Source organism: Acinetobacter sp. CS-2, from assembly GCF_016599715.1.
Classification (GTDB): domain Bacteria; phylum Pseudomonadota; class Gammaproteobacteria; order Pseudomonadales; family Moraxellaceae; genus Acinetobacter.
Genome location: NZ_CP067019.1, coordinates 622,219 through 641,290, shown reverse-complemented (window position 1 = coordinate 641,290; position 19,072 = coordinate 622,219). Strand labels below are relative to the sequence as shown.

At 42.4% G+C, this 19,072-nt stretch carries 12 protein-coding genes and 2 pseudogenes; 7 read left to right on the top strand and 7 right to left on the bottom strand.

All coding sequences use genetic code 11. From position 1 onward, the window contains the following. Nucleotides 1–173: 173 nt before the first annotated feature. From JFY49_RS17745 to JFY49_RS02940, 3 genes and pseudogenes are all read right to left on the bottom strand, one after another. Nucleotides 174–239, bottom strand: a pseudogene (locus JFY49_RS17745) (hypothetical protein); the annotation flags it as partial. Between the two features lie 124 nt (nucleotides 240–363). Beyond that, the gene (locus JFY49_RS02945) at nucleotides 364–2,433 is read right to left on the bottom strand and encodes a putative bifunctional diguanylate cyclase/phosphodiesterase (RefSeq protein WP_200223690.1); all 2,070 of its coding nucleotides are present in this window, start codon (nucleotides 2,431–2,433) and stop codon (nucleotides 364–366) included. Between the two features lie 357 nt (nucleotides 2,434–2,790). Beyond that, on the bottom strand, nucleotides 2,791–4,989 hold the full coding sequence (locus JFY49_RS02940; RefSeq protein ID WP_200223689.1) for a carboxy terminal-processing peptidase: 2,199 nt from the start codon (nucleotides 4,987–4,989) through the stop codon (nucleotides 2,791–2,793). Between the two features lie 199 nt (nucleotides 4,990–5,188). Between JFY49_RS02940 and nagZ the strand changes: the two genes are divergently transcribed. Continuing rightward, nucleotides 5,189–6,211 carry a beta-N-acetylhexosaminidase gene (gene nagZ, locus JFY49_RS02935; protein ID WP_200223688.1) on the top strand — a complete coding sequence of 341 codons (1,023 nt, stop codon included), beginning with the start codon at nucleotides 5,189–5,191 and terminating at the stop codon, nucleotides 6,209–6,211. A 185-nt stretch (nucleotides 6,212–6,396) separates the two neighbouring features. Next, the gene (locus tag JFY49_RS02930) at nucleotides 6,397–7,257 is read left to right on the top strand and encodes a class I SAM-dependent methyltransferase (RefSeq protein WP_200223687.1); all 861 of its coding nucleotides are present in this window, start codon (nucleotides 6,397–6,399) and stop codon (nucleotides 7,255–7,257) included. 29 nt (nucleotides 7,258–7,286) lie between these two features. Here the strand turns inward: JFY49_RS02930 and JFY49_RS02925 are convergent, their stop codons facing one another. After that, a complete protein-coding gene (locus JFY49_RS02925; RefSeq protein ID WP_200223686.1) occupies nucleotides 7,287–8,618 on the bottom strand; it encodes an alpha/beta fold hydrolase in 1,332 nt (443 codons plus the stop codon). 303 nt (nucleotides 8,619–8,921) lie between these two features. On the opposite strand from JFY49_RS02925, the gene JFY49_RS02920 reads away from it, so the two are divergent. The 4 genes from JFY49_RS02920 (at nucleotide 8,922) to pta (ending at nucleotide 14,439) form a co-directional block, all read left to right on the top strand. Next, the gene (locus JFY49_RS02920) at nucleotides 8,922–10,187 is read left to right on the top strand and encodes a glutamate-5-semialdehyde dehydrogenase (protein ID WP_200223684.1); all 1,266 of its coding nucleotides are present in this window, start codon (nucleotides 8,922–8,924) and stop codon (nucleotides 10,185–10,187) included. Between the two features lie 126 nt (nucleotides 10,188–10,313). Beyond that, the gene (locus JFY49_RS02915; RefSeq protein ID WP_016168218.1) at nucleotides 10,314–10,715 is read left to right on the top strand and encodes a hypothetical protein; all 402 of its coding nucleotides are present in this window, start codon (nucleotides 10,314–10,316) and stop codon (nucleotides 10,713–10,715) included. Between the two features lie 303 nt (nucleotides 10,716–11,018). Then, nucleotides 11,019–12,242, top strand: coding sequence for an acetate/propionate family kinase (locus JFY49_RS02910; RefSeq protein WP_166169328.1), 1,224 nt, complete (start codon nucleotides 11,019–11,021; stop codon nucleotides 12,240–12,242). Nucleotides 12,243–12,297: 55 nt separating this feature from the next. Continuing rightward, complete coding sequence (gene pta, locus JFY49_RS02905) at nucleotides 12,298–14,439, top strand: phosphate acetyltransferase (protein ID WP_200223682.1); 2,142 nt, start codon at nucleotides 12,298–12,300, stop codon at nucleotides 14,437–14,439. Between the two features lie 111 nt (nucleotides 14,440–14,550). Here pta and JFY49_RS02900 read toward each other — a convergent pair whose 3' ends face one another. Then, nucleotides 14,551–15,162, bottom strand: coding sequence for a class I SAM-dependent methyltransferase (locus JFY49_RS02900; RefSeq protein WP_200223681.1), 612 nt, complete (start codon nucleotides 15,160–15,162; stop codon nucleotides 14,551–14,553). A gap of 638 nt (nucleotides 15,163–15,800) precedes the next feature. Between JFY49_RS02900 and JFY49_RS02895 the strand changes: the two genes are divergently transcribed. Beyond that, the gene (locus JFY49_RS02895) at nucleotides 15,801–17,327 is read left to right on the top strand and encodes a fumarate hydratase (protein WP_092820830.1); all 1,527 of its coding nucleotides are present in this window, start codon (nucleotides 15,801–15,803) and stop codon (nucleotides 17,325–17,327) included. 54 nt (nucleotides 17,328–17,381) lie between these two features. Here JFY49_RS02895 and JFY49_RS02890 read toward each other — a convergent pair whose 3' ends face one another. Both JFY49_RS02890 and clpX read right to left on the bottom strand, forming a co-directional pair. Continuing rightward, entirely contained in the window at nucleotides 17,382–18,095 is a 714-nt protein-coding gene (locus tag JFY49_RS02890) for a DUF2846 domain-containing protein (protein WP_200223680.1), read from the bottom strand. 185 nt (nucleotides 18,096–18,280) lie between these two features. Further along, nucleotides 18,281–19,054: pseudogene (gene clpX, locus JFY49_RS02885) on the bottom strand (ATP-dependent protease ATP-binding subunit ClpX); the annotation flags it as partial. Between the last annotated feature and the right edge of the window lie 18 nt (nucleotides 19,055–19,072).

Here is a 19,072-nt window from a genome sequence, read left to right as displayed (position 1 = left end):
AAGCAATCATTATTATTTTTATCTTATATTTGTAATGCTGACATTTTATTCCATTGTAACTAGACCAAATCAAAAGCAGCTGAATATAGTTGAAATATAAAGTGTATTTTCAAACTACTCTTCAGCCAGACTATGAATTTATCAAATAAACTTAATGATATTATTCACCCTAGGTGGGAAATAATGGCGAATGTACGTCGCTGAGCGACCTGCGCCGCTAACTCATTTTTAAAACTTATGGAAAATACTTACTACAGAACCAGAGTGCTCAAGATCAAATACGATCAATATGAAAAATTGACCCTATTGCAACAGATCATAAAACTTTTGAAATAAACTAAACCTGTTCAACCCGCATCAAGTTTAGGTAAATATTGCCTTGTCCATTGTTTCCAGACGGTTCACATCCATTGGCATCCCCAGCAGAAAACCCTGCAATTGCTGACAGCCTAAACGGGTCAGGATATCTGCCTGCAAAGGTGTTTCCACCCCTTCTGCAGTGACCACCAAACCCAGTTTTATGGCCAGCTGGATAATACTTGCCAGAATGATTTCATCTTTTGAGCCGACTGCCAGATCCCGGATAAATTCCCGGTCTATCTTCAACTCATCCACAGGCAGGTTCTTCAAATATAAAAAGCTGGAATGCCCGGTTCCAAAATCATCAATCGCCAGTTTAATCCCCATCTGACGTAACCGCTCAAAACTCCGAATGGTAGAGTCCACGTGATGCATAGCTGTCGATTCTGTAATTTCGATGGCTAAATGATTAGGATTAATCTGATATTGAGCAAATAATTTTTCTAGTGTTGTAAACAGATGTTTATGTTCAAATTGTACGGCGGATAAATTCACTGCGACTGGAAAATAGTTGGAATCGGTCTGTTCCCAGATTTGAATTTGCTTACAGGCTTGCTCGAGTGCCCAATAGCCCATTTGAATAATCAGCCCGGTTTTTTCAGCCCCCGCGATAAACATGTTTGGCGTCAACATTCCCAAGCTTGGATGATTCCAGCGGATCAGGGCTTCTACGCCGCAAATGGCATAATCCCCAGTGGTAAATTTGGGCTGATAAAACAGAACAAATTGTTGTTCTTCAACTGCTTTATATAAATCATTAATCAGCTTGGTCTGACTTTTAGTCTCCTGCTGATCAGCACTGTAACTAAACAGGGAATAGGTATTTCTCCCTTGATATTTCGACGTCAACATAGCTGCATCCGCATTAATCAGCAGATCCTGCAAATTATTACCATGATCGGGATACAGGGCGATGCCAATGCTGCTAGAAATATTAATTTCTTTACCAGCAATCAAAAAGCTGTCCTGGATTTGTTCCAATAACTGCTCGGCCTTTTCAACTGCATGTTCGAGGGTAGCCTGTTCCAGCACCATCAAAAACTCATCTCCACCTAGACGAAGCAGTTTTTCGTTTGGTTTCAGATTCTGCTGAATGCGGGTCGCCAGTTGCACCAGCAACTGATCACCGATATGATGCCCAAATACATCATTGACTGCTTTAAAACGATCTAAGTCGATATAGAGAAAGGCAATTTTATCATCCCTGTAACGATGATCGGTAAATAAAAAATGTGAATATTCCGCCAGGAATAAACGATTGGGCAACTTAGTTAAATTGTCCTGCACAGCCTGATTGGCCAGTTCACGATTGGCTTTAGAAAGCTGTATATTTCGGATTTCCAGTCTTTGTTCCAGCACAGCAACACAAAATGCAGCGAGAAAAATTAAACTGGTGACTAAAATCACACTTAATAAAATTAATCCTTGGCCAATTTGATAAGGTGCAATCTGTTGATCTGCAGAGACTTCATAAAAAGCGATTGCCCACATACCGACATAGTGCATCGCGACAATGGTTAGCGCCATCATCACTACCAGAAAAATCTTGATCATCAGCTTTTGCTGTACTGCATTTTTATATTTAAAGATAAGCCAGAACGTTAAACCTGAACCCGCGATTGCAATTAAAACAGAAAAAATTGTCAGCAAAGGATCATAATAAATCCGATGCTGATTGACGATCAGCGCCATCATGCCAGTATAGTGCATTCCGGCACTACCTATTCCCATGAGTACGGCACCTAAAACAAGCCGGCCAAAGGGTAAGGTTTCTCGTGTAGTTAACCAAATGGCAAAAGTAGATGCAATGAACGCAATAAGATAGGAAACAAAAGTAAGACTATAATCAAAAGAGTAATCTGCCGGTAAATGACAAGCGAGCACACCAGCAAAGTGCATACACCAAATTGCAGCTCCAAGCATCAGACCACTGATGACGAGAAGCATTTTTTCATATTTCTGACGCAGGCCACGGAATAATAATTGTTCGAATGAAACAGTAAAATAACAGACCAAAATAGTAACAACTATCGAAGCAATCACCAGACTAAAATCATAATGTATATGAACCATATTCAGTTCCGTATAAGGTATCTTTCTTGTTTTAATCCACGTGATTGATACTTTTCATACAAGCAAGAAAATTTTTATCTTTAAAGAGTGGTTATAAAAACAATCAATTAAAACAAGAATCTAATACTATTCCATTTTGGTCAAGTGATAATTGCTCTATTCTTTTTTATTTCTAATGTATTTATTTTACAATAGAAACATAGTTCAACATTTTTATCATTATCCTCACACCGTTCATATTTTTAAAATCATTTTAAAACTAATGCCTCTGTTTGCTCATGCATCAATAAAAAGCCAGTCAGATCAACTAACTGGCTTTTTCGGAAAATTTAAATGAAAAATACAAAATAACAGCGCCTACTGGCCAGCAGCCTTAGTGGATTGTAATTTTGCATAATCTAATAAAATATTGGCAGATTCCATAACAAAGCTTTCTTCTTCGGGCAAAGCAGGTCGTTGTGTTGCTTTCATTTTGGCACGCGACTCGATTAAAGCATCCATTGAGGCTTGATAACTTTCCCAATTAGCATAAGGCTTTTGCCCCGTCAGGCTGCGGCGCTGATTTTCCGCTTCTAAAGTTTTCTGCTCAAGTGCATTCAGCTCGGCTTTGCGCTGATCAATATCCAGCACTACACGCTTTTGCTCATCGGTTTTTTTCGCAATTGCTTTACGTTGCTCCAGATATTTAAATTGCGGATCAACACTTACACGCTGTTGTGACATTTGTGCCAGATTTTGCACATAAGGTTGTACCGAACCTTCACGCTTAAATGGTGCGGTTGGAATGGTATCCCATTTCAAGGCATTCTTCGCCTTACGCTCACCAAACTCTTCATTGTAGATATCAACCAGCTTGATGTCAGGTACTACCCCTTTATTTTGGGTACTTCCACCCGTAACACGATAGAACTTACGCTGGGTCAAGGTTGCCTGACCATAGGCCAAAGTATCCAGTTGAACCTGGGCTGTACCTTTACCTGTGGTGGTACTGCCAATCACGATACCACGCTCATAATCCTGAATAGCAGCAGAATAAATTTCACTGGCCGATGCTGAAGCCAGGTTGACCATGACCGCCAGTGGACCGGCATAGGTTTGTGCACCACCGTCATCATCCTCAAATACGCTGACATTGCCATTACCGTCGCGAATTTGCACCACTGGACCAGATTTGATGACTTGTCCCAACATACGTGCAACTTCTTCAAGTGAGCCGCCCGGGTTATTACGCAAATCGATAATAATCCCTTCTACATTCTTGGCTGCAAGGCTTTTTAAAGCATTGTTGGTATCTTCAGAAACCGAACGATAGTCCGCACCTGCACGGCGCGCACGATAATTCAAATAAAATGACGGAATTTCAATCACACCAAAGGTATGATTTTTGCCATCCCGTTTGATCTCTACGGTACGTGAACGAACACCCGCATCTTCTTCCTGAATGACATCACGCACCAGGCTGACTGTACGTGCCTGCCCCATTGATGCACCCGCACCCAACAAACGCAGGGTGACCTTGGTTCCACGCTTACCACGGATCAGGCCGACCACTTCATTACTGGCCCAACCGATGACATCGACCATTTTATCGCCGTCTTGTGCTACGCCAATAATACGGTCTCCCGGTTTAATCTGACCTGATTTGCTGGCCGGCCCACCTTCAACAATGGTTTCAATCTTGGTGTAATCTTCATTGCCACGTTCAGGACGAATCGAAACGCCGATCCCTTCTAGTTGCAAGGTCGTCTGACGGTTCAATTCCATCGCATCAACCGGTGGGAAATAGTTACTATGCGGATCATAGGTCAGCATCATCGCATTCAAAGTCTTGTCGAGGACATCATCGCTCTTTACACGGCTAACGCGTTCAAGCTGACGGGTATAACGCTTGGTCAGGGTTTGAACTGGAGTTAAATCTTCAGGGCTAGCTAGATCCTGACCATTGGCCAGTGTCGGATCATCTTTTAAGGCTTTTTGCTTCGCAGACTCTTCTTCTTTACTAATGTTTAAGTTGATGAGTTGCGATACCAGCATTTTTTGCCAATGTGCGCGCTGCTCTGCTGCGGACTTGAAATAAGGCGCTTTTTCACGATCAGTATCAATATAGACATTGGTTTGTTTCAGGTTTTGCGGCTTTTTCAATTCCGCCAGCATGAACTCATAAAACTGTTTCAAGCGTTCACGATACTGTGCATGAATTAAATACGGACCCGACAAATCCCCAGCTTTTAAAGCCGCCCCAAAATTTGCACCATACTTTTTCTTATATTGTTCTACTTCAGGTACCAAAAATAATGAATGGTCTGCATCCAGACTATCTAGATAAAAGTCAAGAATACGATTGGAAGTTGCCGCATCTAAACGCTGATTTAAATAATGCTGACGGTCAACCAGAGTAGCCAATTGGCGTGATACAAGGGCTTGTTCCTGCGTTGGCTGAATGCTTTGAGAAACTGCAACGGTATTGTTTGCAGCAATTGCCTCATTTACTACATGAGTAAAGAAAAACCCTCCAGTCGCAATTGCAACTGCACAAGCTAATGATTGAAGTTTCATAAATAATTCGTACTTCCTTGGTCTTGGACCAATATTACAACGTCGTTTTTCGACATGAACGCAGTATATTCAAAATCTTAAACAACTTAATATGTGTATGTCGTGTAGTTTTATCATATTCTGTACTGTCAAAATGTAGCAAATCATTGCAGAATTCGGGTATTGTTTTTCTTTATAAAATTCCAACACGGACACCGATATGATTGGCGCATTGATGCTAGACATCGCTGGCACAGAACTTACTCAAGAAGATATTGAACTATTACAGGCACCGCAAGTAGGTGGCATGATTTTATTTTCACGAAATATACAATCACCTGAGCAGGTTCGTGCTTTAACCGATCATATGCGTCGTATCAGACCCGATATTTTAATTGCCGTCGATCAGGAAGGCGGTCGGGTGCAGCGATTGAAACAGGGCTTTACCTTGCTGCCTGCCATGGGTCGCTTAGGCGAACTTTATCTGACTGAACCTGAACGTGCTGTTGAATTGGCTGAACAATGTGGCTGGCTGATGGCCACAGAAGTGCTTGCTGTTGGGATTGATTTCAGTTTTGCCCCTGTACTGGATTTAAATGATGTCAGTGATGTAATTGGTGATCGCGGTTTTGCCAAAAATATTGATGATATCGTTCCCCTTGCCCGTGCTTTCATCAAAGGCATGAAACGTGCAGGCATGGCCAATACTGGTAAACATTTCCCGGGCCATGGTTCGGTTAAGGCCGATTCACATGTAGCCGCACCAGTAGATTCACGTTCCTATGAAGAAATTTATCAAAAGGATATGCAAACTTTTATCCAGCTGATGCCGCAGCTGGATGCCTTGATGCCCGCACATGTGATTTATGATCAGGTCGATCCGAACCCTGCTGGTTTCTCACCCTACTGGATTCAGAACATTTTACGTCAGCAACTCAACTTTGACGGCGTGCTGTTCTCCGATGACTTAACCATGCAGGCCGCCTGTGTTGCCGGCGGTGCCGATGCCCGTATTCAGGCTGCACTCAAAGCCGGTTGTGACATGGGTCTGGTCTGTAATGATCGCTCAGCAGCATGTACTGCCCTAGAAGGGATTCGTGATCTACCTTTACCGAATCAAGCACGTCTGGAGCGTATGCGCGGTAAAATTCCAGAGATTAGTGTTGGGCAAGCGCTGGACTTGGGAGCAGAATGGCAAAAAGTTCGCGATACTATAGAAAACTTTAAAAAATCATTGAATTAATACGACAAAAGGAACACGACAAGGTGTTCCTTTTTCTTTATGATAAACAAAAATAAAAGTATGCTTAATTCAGCTCATTTTGCTTTGCATCAAAACTAAAAATAAGCAAAACGGGCAACGTAAGAGACTCGACCAATAAATAACCAACGTTAAAAACTAAAAAAAACAGATAAGGTCAGGATGACATGACACAACAACTTTCAGAACATCGACATATTTCATTTACTGCCCATTACACCGGTTACATCTGGTATACCATGGGAATTTCTCATCCGGTTTTTGCAACTTCGAAAGGAAAAATGCTGGCCAAACTGCTGCATCCTTTAGAAAGCTGGGCAGAAAAATTTGTGGGCGGCAGTATGCGTACCACCTTAAAACAACGTCACCGCATGATTGATCAGCATCTCACGCAACTGATTGAACAGCATCCAGATTTACAGGTGCTTGAAATTGCCAGCGGGCTTTCTCCGCGTGGCTGGAATTTCCGGCAGAAATTTCCTGATATTGATTATCGTGAACTGGATTTACCCGATATGGCAAAAATCAAAACCCAAGCTTTAAAACAGATTGATGCCCATAGTCCAGACGTTTTATCGATAGACTTATTCACTGCAGATTTTGAACAGGCTTTTCATGTATTTGATCCCAAGCGCCCCTTAGTGGTGATTAGTGAAGGTCTGATCAACTATTTTAACAAAGACATGTTATTACAACTACTGCAAGCCATTAGACATTACGGTCAGAATTTCAAAGAACTGCATTACCTTACCGACATCTATCCAGAACCGGTGAAAAATAAACTGGCTAATTTTATTTGGGCCAGCAGTAAATTACTGAAATGGATGTCCAAGAGTGCATTTAGTTTCCATTTTATTAATCCCCAGCAGGCGCAGGAGTTTTTCCAGCAAGCCGGTTTTGAACAGGTCAGTATTGTACAGCCACAGCAGTACTTGCAAAATTCAGCTGTGCCCCTCACCTCTAAGGAGGAGCATCTAGGTGATCTGGTCTGGATGATTCATGCAAGCAAAAAAAACAGCGTTATATAACGCTGTTTCTATTTGGGATGGATCACAAATTAACTGACCGATTCTAAAACCGTCATCACTTCTTTTTGTCGTTGTACATAACGCAATAAACGTTCTGCCACATCAAAACTGCCATGCTTGAATAAAGCCCGAACTCGTGTTGGATAAACTTCAAAAATTAAGCACTCAATTTTAAATTGACCTTCTTCATCTTCCAGATGCAGGGCCAAATCACGTGGATACTGTGCAACTTTGTCAGTTACCCCAGGAGTAAACTCGAGTAAAACGCCAAAAAAGTTTAAATCGACAATATGCGTGGAAAAGTGCAAATCTGAATGACGATGCATTAATACAGTCATCGGTTTTTGTACCGCAATACGTTCTTCAGCACGGCGTTCCAAAGTCGACAACTGGGCACGGCTCATGGGAATAATCCCTTCTACATTTTGAATGGATTGTCCCTGCAGGAATGTTGCGAACAGGCCCATGGTTTCCTTACGGCGCTGTAATTGAGGTACATGGTCGGCATTGGCAATCATGGCAAATTCCATATCCGGACATTGCAAAGCAAAATTGGCATTTTCATGTGGCAAGGTAAAACTGTCATATTGCCCACATGCCACCAGTACCTTACATTGTGGAATAGGGACATCAGTTAAACGTAGCAAACGGCTACAGTTAATTTCATAACGGTCTTGCTCGGTTGCGGTAAATTCAGCCATCTGTTTAAAGAATAAACGTTTTGCTGTCGGTGACATGCGGGTTTGATCGATTTTGGCATGATTGACCAGATACAAAATCACCGCCTGACCAAACTCATCCATGCGCTGTTCATTCATTAAATGCAAAGATTCTTCCAGCAACATACGCCAGCTTTTACGCGTCTTTTGCATCACGCCCATCAGAATCATGCGATCGACCAGTTCCGGACGTTGCACGGCAAAACTTGAAGCCACAACCGAACCGAGCGACATACCCATGACTGAAACTTTGGATAAATTTTCGATATCGACCCACTCACCCAACATTCGAGCCAAATCAGGTAATTCCAGTGTTCCCGCAGAAATACCGGTATCGCGATTGGTAATTTGCTGATTGGCGCCCATGGAAGGCAGGTCAATTAGAATGATCGGGCCTGCACTGAGCAATTGCTCCACACAATATTTATAAGAATTAAAATTTTGAAAAGCACCGCCAATAATAACAATTGGAGTGTTGTGGATGGTTTCTGGCTGGGCAATGGCCATATATTCTATTTTCCAGCCATCAATCCAGGTGGTACGTGCCGGTTGTTTAAAGCTGTTCCTATGGTAAAGATCAAAAAAACCAGAATTTGAGTTTGATTCTTCTACTTCCGAGTCCATTTGGATCATGGAATTCATATCCCTTCCTCCATTCTTGCCTTATTGTTATTTTGCAAGAAAATAAATATAGAATTTCTGCGTCATGCTGCGTCCATTCTTCGCTGTAATTATCAGACTTCACTGTCTTTATCTTTTCATAATATACAGAGGACGCTTGCGCAAGCAACTGATTCCATAACCACTTATCTAAATTTAGCTAGAAAAGGATTTCAAAATATTAACAGACCGAAAGTTTCAGGGACTTTTTTCTGAGCAAATGCTTCATTGTCTGGTTCCAGGCTGTTACTATCGAAGATGTAATTTCTAAGTGATCAAACCGCTATGCAAGATTCGATTGAACAATATATGCAAACGGTAGGACAACAGGCACGCCAAGCTTCTCGCGTGTTAGCAAGCGCTTCTACCCAAACCAAAAACAATGCCTTATCTGCAATTTACACTGCATTACAAGACAGTGAAGCTGCAATTCTGGCTGCCAACCAAATCGATATGACCAATGGTCGTAACAATCATTTGGACAGTGCATTACTTGATCGCTTAGAACTTACCCCCAGCCGCTTTAAAGACATGCTGCATGGCTTGAAAGATGTGATGAACCTGGTTGACCCGATTGGCGAAATCACTGACCTTGCCTATCGTCCTTCAGGCATCCAGCTCGGAAAAATGCGCGTGCCTTTAGGTGTGGTCGGTATGATTTACGAATCGCGTCCGAACGTGACTCTGGAAGCCGCTTCACTTGCCTTAAAATCAGGCAATGCCATTATTTTGCGTGGCGGTTCGGAAGCGTTGCAATCCAACAAGGCGATTGCTGAAGCAATTCAGCACGGTTTAAAGACTTCAGGCTTGCCTGAAACTTCGGTACAGGTGATCAATACGGCTGATCGTGCAGCAGTCGGCCACCTGATTACCATGTCTGAATATGTGGATGTCATTGTTCCACGTGGAGGCAAAGGGCTGATTGAACGGATCAGCAATGAAGCACGTATTCCGGTGATCAAGCATCTGGATGGAAATTGCCATGTCTTTGTTGAAGCACAGGCCGATTTACAAAAAGCCCTGCCCATTGCACTCAATGCCAAGACCCATCGTTATGGCGTATGTAATGCAATGGAAACCTTGCTGGTGGATGAGAAAATTGCAGAAGATTTCTTGCCAAGCATTGCTGAACTGTATGCAGAAAAGCAGGTAGAACTGCGTGGCTGCCGTGAAACCCAGCGCATTCTCGGTTCAAGCGTCAAACCGGCCAGCGAAGAAGATTGGTACACTGAATATTTAGGTCCAATTTTGGCAGTTAAAGTGGTGAGCGGAATTGATGAAGCCATTGATCATATTAACAAATATGGTTCACACCATACCGATGCCATCATTACCGAGAACTTTAGTCTTGCGCGTCAGTTCCTGGCCCGTGTCGACTCAAGCTCAGTGATGATCAATGCCTCTACCCGTTTTGCCGACGGTTTTGAATATGGTCTGGGTGCTGAAATCGGCATTTCCACCGACAAGATTCATGCGCGTGGCCCAGTCGGTCTAGAAGGTCTGACTTCGCAAAAATGGGTGGTATTTGGGGATGGTCAAATTCGCCAATAATTCCTCTATCTAAAGTATCTTTAAGTGTTCAGTTTCAACCATGAAGCTGAACACAGCGACTACACTATCCCTGCCCTAAATTTTGTAACATGATAAAAAAATTGAAAAAGATAAAAGGGAAATCACATGTTTTATTATTTGATCATTTGTACCTTTTTACTGGCATTACTGGTTTCTTTTACAGTGATGAAAATTTTTTCCAATTCGATTAATGCCATTCTGGCACGTATTATTCACGACCCGATTCATGAAGCCTGGGCAAAATATACCAAATTTGCCGGCATGGTGGTCGGAACATCTTCAGGCATTCGTATTTACGATATGGAAAAATACATCACGCCGCTGACTTATACTGAGAATGACAAGAAAATTGTGATTGAACTGACTCAAGAGCGCTGGGTACTGGAAATTTACCGGACAATTATTGAAACCTTGCAAGGTCTGGCCTGGATGATGCTGGTGTTTTTTATGGTGGCATTGATTGCCTATGTCATTGTACGCTGGTCAGAAATCAAGTATCAAAACTAAGCATAAAAACAACACTTAGCTCCTGCTCAAAATTCATTTCTCATGCTAGGGTTAAAGGCGTACAGGAAGGAGCGTTTATGCTTGAGTACTATTTCATTAATAAATGAAAACCATCAACCAATAAATTCTATTTATTATTATTTCACTGGTCGATAGTGCTTAAGTCTAATCTCCTAAAGTCTATCTAGGACAGAAAATCAACACATGATACAACATGCAGACTGATCTGAATTGCATTGAAATGTACTGCATAAAGATCACTTTAGGGACGACTTATTTCAATTAAAATTCGGGTATTAAAACGTGTCTACATCAGTATTAGTTATTAACTGCGGCTCATCTTCTATTAAATATGCACTCGTTTCAGAACGTCGTGAAGATCGTATTTTTGGTTTAGCAGAAAATTTAGGTTCTGCTGAAGCACGCATTAAGGGTGTCACTGTTGGTGGCGCGCCACTCGAACTGTCTATTCCACATGCCGATCATGAAAAGGCTTTGGAAACCATTTTAGAACGTCTTTCTCATTATAATCCTCAAGCGATTGGGCACCGTGTCGTACATGGTGGCACATTGACCAAAGCTGAGTTATTAACACCAGAAATCATTGATCGTATTCGTGAAGCGACGCCACTTGCCCCACTTCACAACCCTGCTCACCTTGTAGGAATTGACGCGACCATGCGTTTGTTCCCGGACCTTCCACAAGTGGCAGTATTCGATACAGCATTCCACCAAACCATGCCAGCGCATGCTTACCGTTATGCCGTACCAAAATTCTTATATACAGAGCACAACGTACGTCGTTATGGCTTCCACGGTACCAGCCATGCTTACGTGTCTGAACGCGGTTCAGAATTGGCAGGCAGCTTAAAACAAGGCGGCTGGTTAACTGCACATTTAGGCAATGGTAGCTCGACCTGCGCCATCTGGAATGGTCAAAGTGTTGATACGTCAATGGGCTTAACTCCGCTTGAAGGCATTGTCATGGGCACCCGTAGTGGTGATGTCGATCCAAGTTTGCACAGCTTCCTGGCTGCCAACCTGGGCTGGGATGTGTATAAAATTGACAGAATGCTGAACAAAGAAAGTGGTTTGCTCGGTCTATCAGACAATCTTTCAAATGACATGCGTACCTTGATTGAAGCATCAGAACAAGGCAATGAAGATGCAACGCTGGCCATTGAAGTATTCTGCTACCGTTTGGCTAAATCTCTGGCTGCTTTAAGCTGTGGCCTGCCACGTCTTGATGGTCTGTTCTTTACCGGCGGTATTGGCGAAAACTCGGCTTATATCCGTGAAAAGACCATGGCTTACTTACCTCACTTCGGTTTCAACTTAAGCAAAGAACAAAACAATAATTTAAAACGCGGTACAGAAGGTCGTATTGATGCTGGCACAGGTCCTCAAATCTGGGTCATTCCAACCGATGAAGAAGGCCGTATTGCCAAAGAAACAGCACACGTTGTAGAAGGCGAGGTAAATCAGTCAGCTGCAAAAAAGCCTGAATGTGAGGCTACGATTGCTTAAGCAATCGTAGTCTACGTATGCTTTCAATAAATCCCTTTATGATTTAGAAAAAATTATGAAAACAATACTTTTGGTTCCTACAGAAATTGGTGTTGGCTTAACGTCTGCATGTCTTGGTTTAATTTATGCATTGGAATGCCAAGGTGTAAAAGCAGGTTTTCTAAAGCCTTTCTCTCAAGAATTACAGCCTGAAGCAGACCGCACCACTGCACTGTATCGTCACCTGTTCAAGCATGAAACCGTTGAACCGATTTCCTATGCGGCCCTGACTGAACGTTTAAAAAATGATGAAAATGACGAGCTGCTTGAAGATGCAGTACGTTTACACCGTGAAATTTCCAAACATCACGATGTCATTATTGTAGAAGGCGTGCTACCAAACGGACGTGATCCTTTTGCGACAGAGCTCAATGCCACTCTGGCGAAAGCGCTTGATGCCAAAGTGATTATTATCAGCAATGCCGACATTAACAACGCGGCAAAAACCGCGGCAAAAGTTGACAATCAATTACGCTTCTTTGGTGGTGCGACTTGCGAGCGTACTGCAGGCGTATTGTTCATGCGTACCAAAGGCTTGCCGGAAGATTCTGCACAGATTCCTGTGACGCTTGATCCAAACCTGCGTTTAATTAGCGATACCAACCGATTTGTGAGTGCGATTCAAAGCACGCACCCAATGATTGGTAAAGACTGTATGCCAGTCATTGGCTTAGTTCCATTCAGCAACACTTTAAGTGTGCCACGCATATCTGACTTGGCTGTGCATATTTCTGCAGAATGGATTAATCAAGGTGAAGCAGCGCAACGCCGTGTATTACACAGCAGCTTAATTGCATCAAATATTGAACACGAAATGCATAAATTCGTGGCAGGTGAACTCATCATCAGCGGTTCTGATCGTATTGATGTCTTGCTTGCAAGTAGCTTGGCAAGCACTAATGGCATTCCACTGGCAGGTTTGGTTTTAACTGAACATCAGGCACCAAGCACTCAAGCTTTAGAATTCTGTCAAACAGCAATCAAAAATGGCTTGCCAATTTTACACACCAAATTGAGCACTTTTGACACAGCACAACAATTGCTGAATTTAAGCAATGAAATTCCGGTAGATGATACCGAGCGTGCTGAGCAGGTGACCCGTTTCGTGGCCAGCCACATCAATGCAGACTGGTTAACGCAGTTAATCAGCGATACACATAAACCACGTTTATCTCCTTCTGCATTCCGTCATGAACTGGTGCAAAAATCAATTGCCGCGAAAAAGCGCATTGTTCTTCCTGAAGGGGATGAACCACGTACCATTCAGGCCGCAGCAATTTGTCAATCTCGTGGAATTGCCCACTGTATTCTGCTGGCAAAACCTGAAGCTGTGGTTGAAGTAGCAAAAGCACGTGGAATTGAATTACCGCATGATTTAGAAATTCTTGACCCAGACCTGATTCGCGAGAATTATGTCGGAAAAATGGTTGATTTACGTAAAGGCAAACTCAACGAGTTACAAGCGCGTGAACAGCTACAAGACACGGTAGTTTTAGGCACCATGATGCTGGCTCTTGATCAGGTTGATGGCTTGGTATCTGGCGCAGTCCACACGACAGCCAATACGGTTCGTCCTGCATTCCAGTTAATCAAGACTGCACCGGATTACTCACTGGTATCTTCAGTATTCTTTATGCTGTTGCCAGATGAAGTTTATGTTTATGGTGACTGTGCGATTAATCCTGATCCAGATGCAGAACAACTGGCTGAAATTGCCATTCAATCTGCAGACTCTGCTAAAGCGTTTGGTATTGATCCGCGCATCGCGATGATTTCTTATTCAACCGGTACTTCAGGTGCAGGGGCGGATGTAGAAAAAGTAGCCAAAGCGACTGAGATTGCCAAGCAACGCCGTCCAGACTTACTGATTGATGGTCCATTGCAATATGACGCAGCTTCGGTTGAAAGCGTAGGTCAGTCTAAAGCACCAGGCTCGCCAGTTGCAGGTCGCGCGAATGTATTTATTTTCCCTGACTTGAACACAGGTAACACTACCTATAAAGCAGTGCAACGTTCTGCCAATGTGGTGAGTGTTGGTCCAATGTTACAAGGCCTGAACAAACCTGTGAATGACTTATCACGTGGTGCATTGGTCGATGACATCGTGTTCACGATTGCATTGACTGCCATTCAGGCTGAGCAACAAGCGGCTCAATAATTCGTAAATTTAAGTTTTCCAAACCATCTGATTGAAAAATTGGGTGGTTTTTTTTTGATATTTTAAAATTTAACTTATCTATTCACCGACATTTTATTAAGCATGGCTTAATCAAAACTTTTGCGCCAACCACACCGTATGCCCTGTACAGTCCTGATCTTCCGCGACCATCTTTACCACTTCAAAACCGTGATCTTTCAATAATTGGCGATATTCATCTTGCGACAAACTGGCATGATACAGTACATCACCAAACAGATCCCCAAGAGCCTCTCCATGACTTGGCCCACTGGTGAACATCAAAGCTGCCCCTGTTTCAGCCAACTTGGAAAACTGAGCAAACATCTTGCGCTGATCATCTTGAGTCAAATGAAAAAAACTGTCCCACGCTAAAATCCCCTGAAACTTTTGCCCTAAATCCAGCTGACGCATATCTGCCTCAATCCAGCGCTGTTCAGGAAAGTTGTGCTTTGCCATTTCAATCATCGTATCTGAGCTATCCACACCCGTCACGGCATGACCTTGTTCAATTAAATAAGCCGCAACTGGTTTTCCCGAGCCACAGCCCAAATCCAGTATTTGAACATGTTCAGGAATCAACGAAAGAAAATGATCGAGCCAGGTTTTTTCATACAGAAACTGGCCGCGTAATTCTGTCCATGCACGTGCATGTTTCTTATAAATTTTAATGATATTTTTCGCAAACTCAGACTGATCTTTCATGAGCAGTTTTTCTAAATGTTATTCTCAAGAGTATAGGCAGATTTAGATCCAGATTTGAAGATTTGAAGATTTGAAGATTTGAAGATTTGAAGATTTGAAGATTTGAAGATTTGAAGATTTGAAGATTTGAAGATTTGAAGATTTAGCATGTTTTTTATTTGGAGAAAATTTAAAGCAAAAAAAGAAGATAAAGCCTGTGCCTAATCTTCTTGCTGACCGCAACCCTATCACTGCACGATATAAAGAAAAATTCATGACGGGAGCAATTGAAGGACGTCTGTATTTATCAGATGAGATTTGATGCACTTATGATGTAAAAATTTTAGGAGAAATTTATGACAACTTGACCACATTTAACCCTACTAAGAAAACAGAAAAATTAAATTTTACTTTTCAATAACTCCAGATAAAAAATAAATTAAAACCATGTCAATCAATATTTTAAATGTCATTTTTACCCGGGACAAGGATTACCTTTGTCATCTCTATGACAAAAATTACTCAAAAAACGACCATTCATTTGTGCTGAAATTCACCATTAAACTTTCGGCCAAAAAGCATTCAAAATGCCCACAAAACCTGCTTTTTATCTTATAATTTAGCCCGCTAGCTAACAGCCCGCTCAAGAGATATTTGATATGACAACTATTATCAAGCAAGATGACTTGATCACATCGGTAAAAGATGCGCTTCAGTTTATTTCTTACTATCATCCACAAGACTTCATCCAAGCGATGAGCCGTGCCTATGATCGTGAAGAGAACAAAGCCGCAAAAGATGCTATTGCACAAATCTTAATTAACTCTCGTATGTGTGCAGAAGGCCACCGTCCTATCTGTCAAGATACCGGGATTGTGAACGTATTTCTTGAAGTGGGTTTAGACGTTAAATTTGATTTAACCATGAGCCTGGACGATGCAATCAATGAAGGTGTACGTCAAGGTTACCTGGAAAGCTCTAACGTACTTCGCGCATCAGTTTTAGCTGATCCTGCATTTGGCCGTAAAAACACCAAAGACAACACGCCTGCAGTAATCCATTACAAACTCGTACCGGGCAACAAAGTCGACATTACTGTTGCTGCTAAAGGTGGCGGTTCAGAAAACAAATCTAAACTTGCCATGTTGAACCCATCTGACTCAATCGTGGACTGGGTACTGAAAACTGTTCCAACCATGGGTGCAGGCTGGTGTCCTCCAGGTATGCTCGGTATCGGTATTGGTGGTACTGCTGAAAAAGCCATGATGCTTGCCAAAGAAGCATTGATGGAAGAAATCAACATGGACGAATTACTTCGTCGTGGTCCACAAAGCAAAATGGAAGAACTCCGTATTGAGATCTTCGAAAAAGTAAATGCTTTGGGTATTGGCGCGCAAGGTCTTGGCGGCTTAACCACTGTTCTTGATATCAAAATTAAAGATTACCCATGTCACGCTGCAGGCAAACCAGTCGGTATGATTCCGAACTGTGCTGCAACTCGTCACGCACATTTCCAGTTAGACGGTAGCGGTGTTGCACATATTCAAGCACCTAAACTTGAAGACTACCCGGCTGTAACTTGGGATTCTTCATCTTCTAAACGTGTTGACCTAGACAACATCACACAAGAAGAAATGAACTCTTGGAAACCAGGCGATACTTTATTGCTTAACGGTACAATCTATACCGGTCGTGACGCTGCGCACAAACGTATGGTTGACATGTTGAATAACGGTGAAGAACTTCCTGTAGACCTTAAAGGCAAGTTCATTTATTACGTTGGCCCTGTCGATCCTGTAGGCGACGAAGTGGTTGGCCCTGCTGGTCCGACGACTGCAACACGTATGGACAAATTTACTCGTCAAGTGCTTGAAGCAACTGGCCTGTATGGCATGATTGGTAAAGCTGATCGTGGTCCGGCTGCTGTTGAAGCTATTAAAGACAACAAAGCGACTTACCTGATGGCCGTAGGTGGAGCTGCTTACCTAGTATCTAAAGCTGTTCGTGAAGCTGAAGTTGTGGCTTTTGCTGACTTGGGTATGGAAGCAATCTACAAATTCAAAGTTGAAGATATGCCTGTTTCTGTAGCGGTTGATGTCAATGGTACATCTATTCACGCAACTGCACCTAAAATCTGGCAAGCAAAAATTGGTAAAATTCCAGTAGTTGACGCTGCTGCGAACTAATCATTCCAAGCTAAAAAAAGCACCCTAATGGGTGCTTTTTTTATATTAAGATGATTACCATGTCAGTGGATTCCAAATCTTAAACGGCTGAGTCAGTTGCACATCTTCTGCTGGATCATATTTTGCAGGTTTCAGCTTTTGCGCTTTCTTACGCAACTTCCCACTATTTTGATCTAACGCAACAAAGTTATAACTTTCTGACTTCAGCTGAGTATAGGCGATTTCATTTAAGCCCATTTTTTCCGGCATCAAGATTAAAGGCCCCGAAACTTCACGACGGGTAGTTAAGTTTTCTTCATCATACTTAATAAAATAAGACTGTCCTGCCTGCACGGTAAAATCCAGATATTTGGGTTTTTGGAAATGCTGTACCCCCACAGGGCGGCTGGTGGATATGCGATAGGTTCCGGCAGGTAGTTCTACCCAGTAATAATGATTGTTTAATAAACTTGGAATACGTTCACTATTGATAAACAAGCTGGATGCCACAATTTCCTGACGGTTCCACTTACTATCAGGACGGTATAAATAAACAATCGCAGCCTGATCGTTCTGTGCCTGAACTGGCTGAAAGCGCTGTCCTATCTTTTGATTAACCCAAGCACCAATGCTAAACATGCCAAAACGGTACTGTTCCAACAATCCCGGTTCATGTTCAGTATTGACAGGTTTTAAGGTCGATGTCGCTTGAGTGTGCTCCATAGCAGATTTGCCATGGCATCCCAATAAAATAAAGCTTGCACAGACTGCAATACAGACTCCACGCATGATTTTCCCTCACCGCGTATTTTTTATTTTTGTACTAAACTGAATTAAGCACTTCATTGTTTGCTATATATTGATTTTATTTCGGCGTCCACGCCGAGTTCTTGAGATTAACATTAGGTTTTATTTTTGGAAATAAAAAACGCGCGAAAACACAAGTTTTCCGCGCGTTTCTGACGAATAGCGAATTAAGCAGATTTAGAATTTATCACTTTTAAATCTACTTTAGCCTCATTTTCAGTCTCTGATTTAGGCTGACGTTCTGCTTTTAACACTGGTTTTGCTTCACCTGCAATCACTGCATCATTCACAATCACAGTCCCGACATCGGTACGGCTTGGTAAATCATACATGGTTTCAAGTAATGCATTTTCTAGGATTGAACGCAGACCACGTGCACCGGTATTACGTTCCAAAGCTTTTTTTGCCACGGCACGTAATGCTGAATCTTCAAATACCAGATCCACATGCTCCATATCAAACAAATATTGATATTGACGGGTTAAGGCATTTTTTGGCTCAGTCAGAATCTGCATCAAGGCTTCTTCATCCAGCTCATCCAGAGTTGCGATGACCGGCAAACGACCAATAAATTCTGGAATCAAGCCAAATTTCACCAAGTCTGTTGCTTCAACCTGACGGAACAAATCAGACAACTTTCGGGTTTCATTTTTGTTCTTCACTTCAGCAGTGAAACCGATCCCGCCTTTTTCCTGACGCTGTTGTACGATTTTCTCTAGGCCAGAGAAGGCACCGCCACAGATAAACAGGATATTCGAGGTATCAATCTGAATGAACTCTTGCTGCGGATGCTTACGACCACCTTGCGGAGGAATGGAAGCAACCGTACCTTCGATCATTTTTAACAGCGCCTGCTGAACACCTTCACCAGATACATCACGGGTAATCGACGGATTTTCAGATTTACGGGTAATCTTGTCGATCTCGTCGATATAGATAACCTGAGTTCGACATAAAAA

Bases quoted from the DNA above. Each gene is read 5' to 3' on its own strand.
- JFY49_RS02945 (WP_200223690.1), bottom strand. From the start codon at position 2,433: ATGGTTCATATACATTATGATTTTAGTCTGGTGATTGCTTCGATAGTT.
- JFY49_RS02940 (WP_200223689.1), bottom strand. From the start codon at position 4,989: ATGAAACTTCAATCATTAGCTTGTGCAGTTGCAATTGCGACTGGAGGG.
- nagZ (WP_200223688.1), top strand. From the start codon at position 5,189: ATGATTGGCGCATTGATGCTAGACATCGCTGGCACAGAACTTACTCAA.
- JFY49_RS02930 (WP_200223687.1), top strand. From the start codon at position 6,397: ATGACACAACAACTTTCAGAACATCGACATATTTCATTTACTGCCCAT.
- JFY49_RS02925 (WP_200223686.1), bottom strand. From the start codon at position 8,618: ATGAATTCCATGATCCAAATGGACTCGGAAGTAGAAGAATCAAACTCA.
- JFY49_RS02920 (WP_200223684.1), top strand. From the start codon at position 8,922: ATGCAAGATTCGATTGAACAATATATGCAAACGGTAGGACAACAGGCA.
- JFY49_RS02915 (WP_016168218.1), top strand. From the start codon at position 10,314: ATGTTTTATTATTTGATCATTTGTACCTTTTTACTGGCATTACTGGTT.
- pta (WP_200223682.1), top strand. From the start codon at position 12,298: ATGAAAACAATACTTTTGGTTCCTACAGAAATTGGTGTTGGCTTAACG.
- JFY49_RS02900 (WP_200223681.1), bottom strand. From the start codon at position 15,162: ATGAAAGATCAGTCTGAGTTTGCGAAAAATATCATTAAAATTTATAAG.
- JFY49_RS02895 (WP_092820830.1), top strand. From the start codon at position 15,801: ATGACAACTATTATCAAGCAAGATGACTTGATCACATCGGTAAAAGAT.
- JFY49_RS02890 (WP_200223680.1), bottom strand. From the start codon at position 18,095: ATGCGTGGAGTCTGTATTGCAGTCTGTGCAAGCTTTATTTTATTGGGA.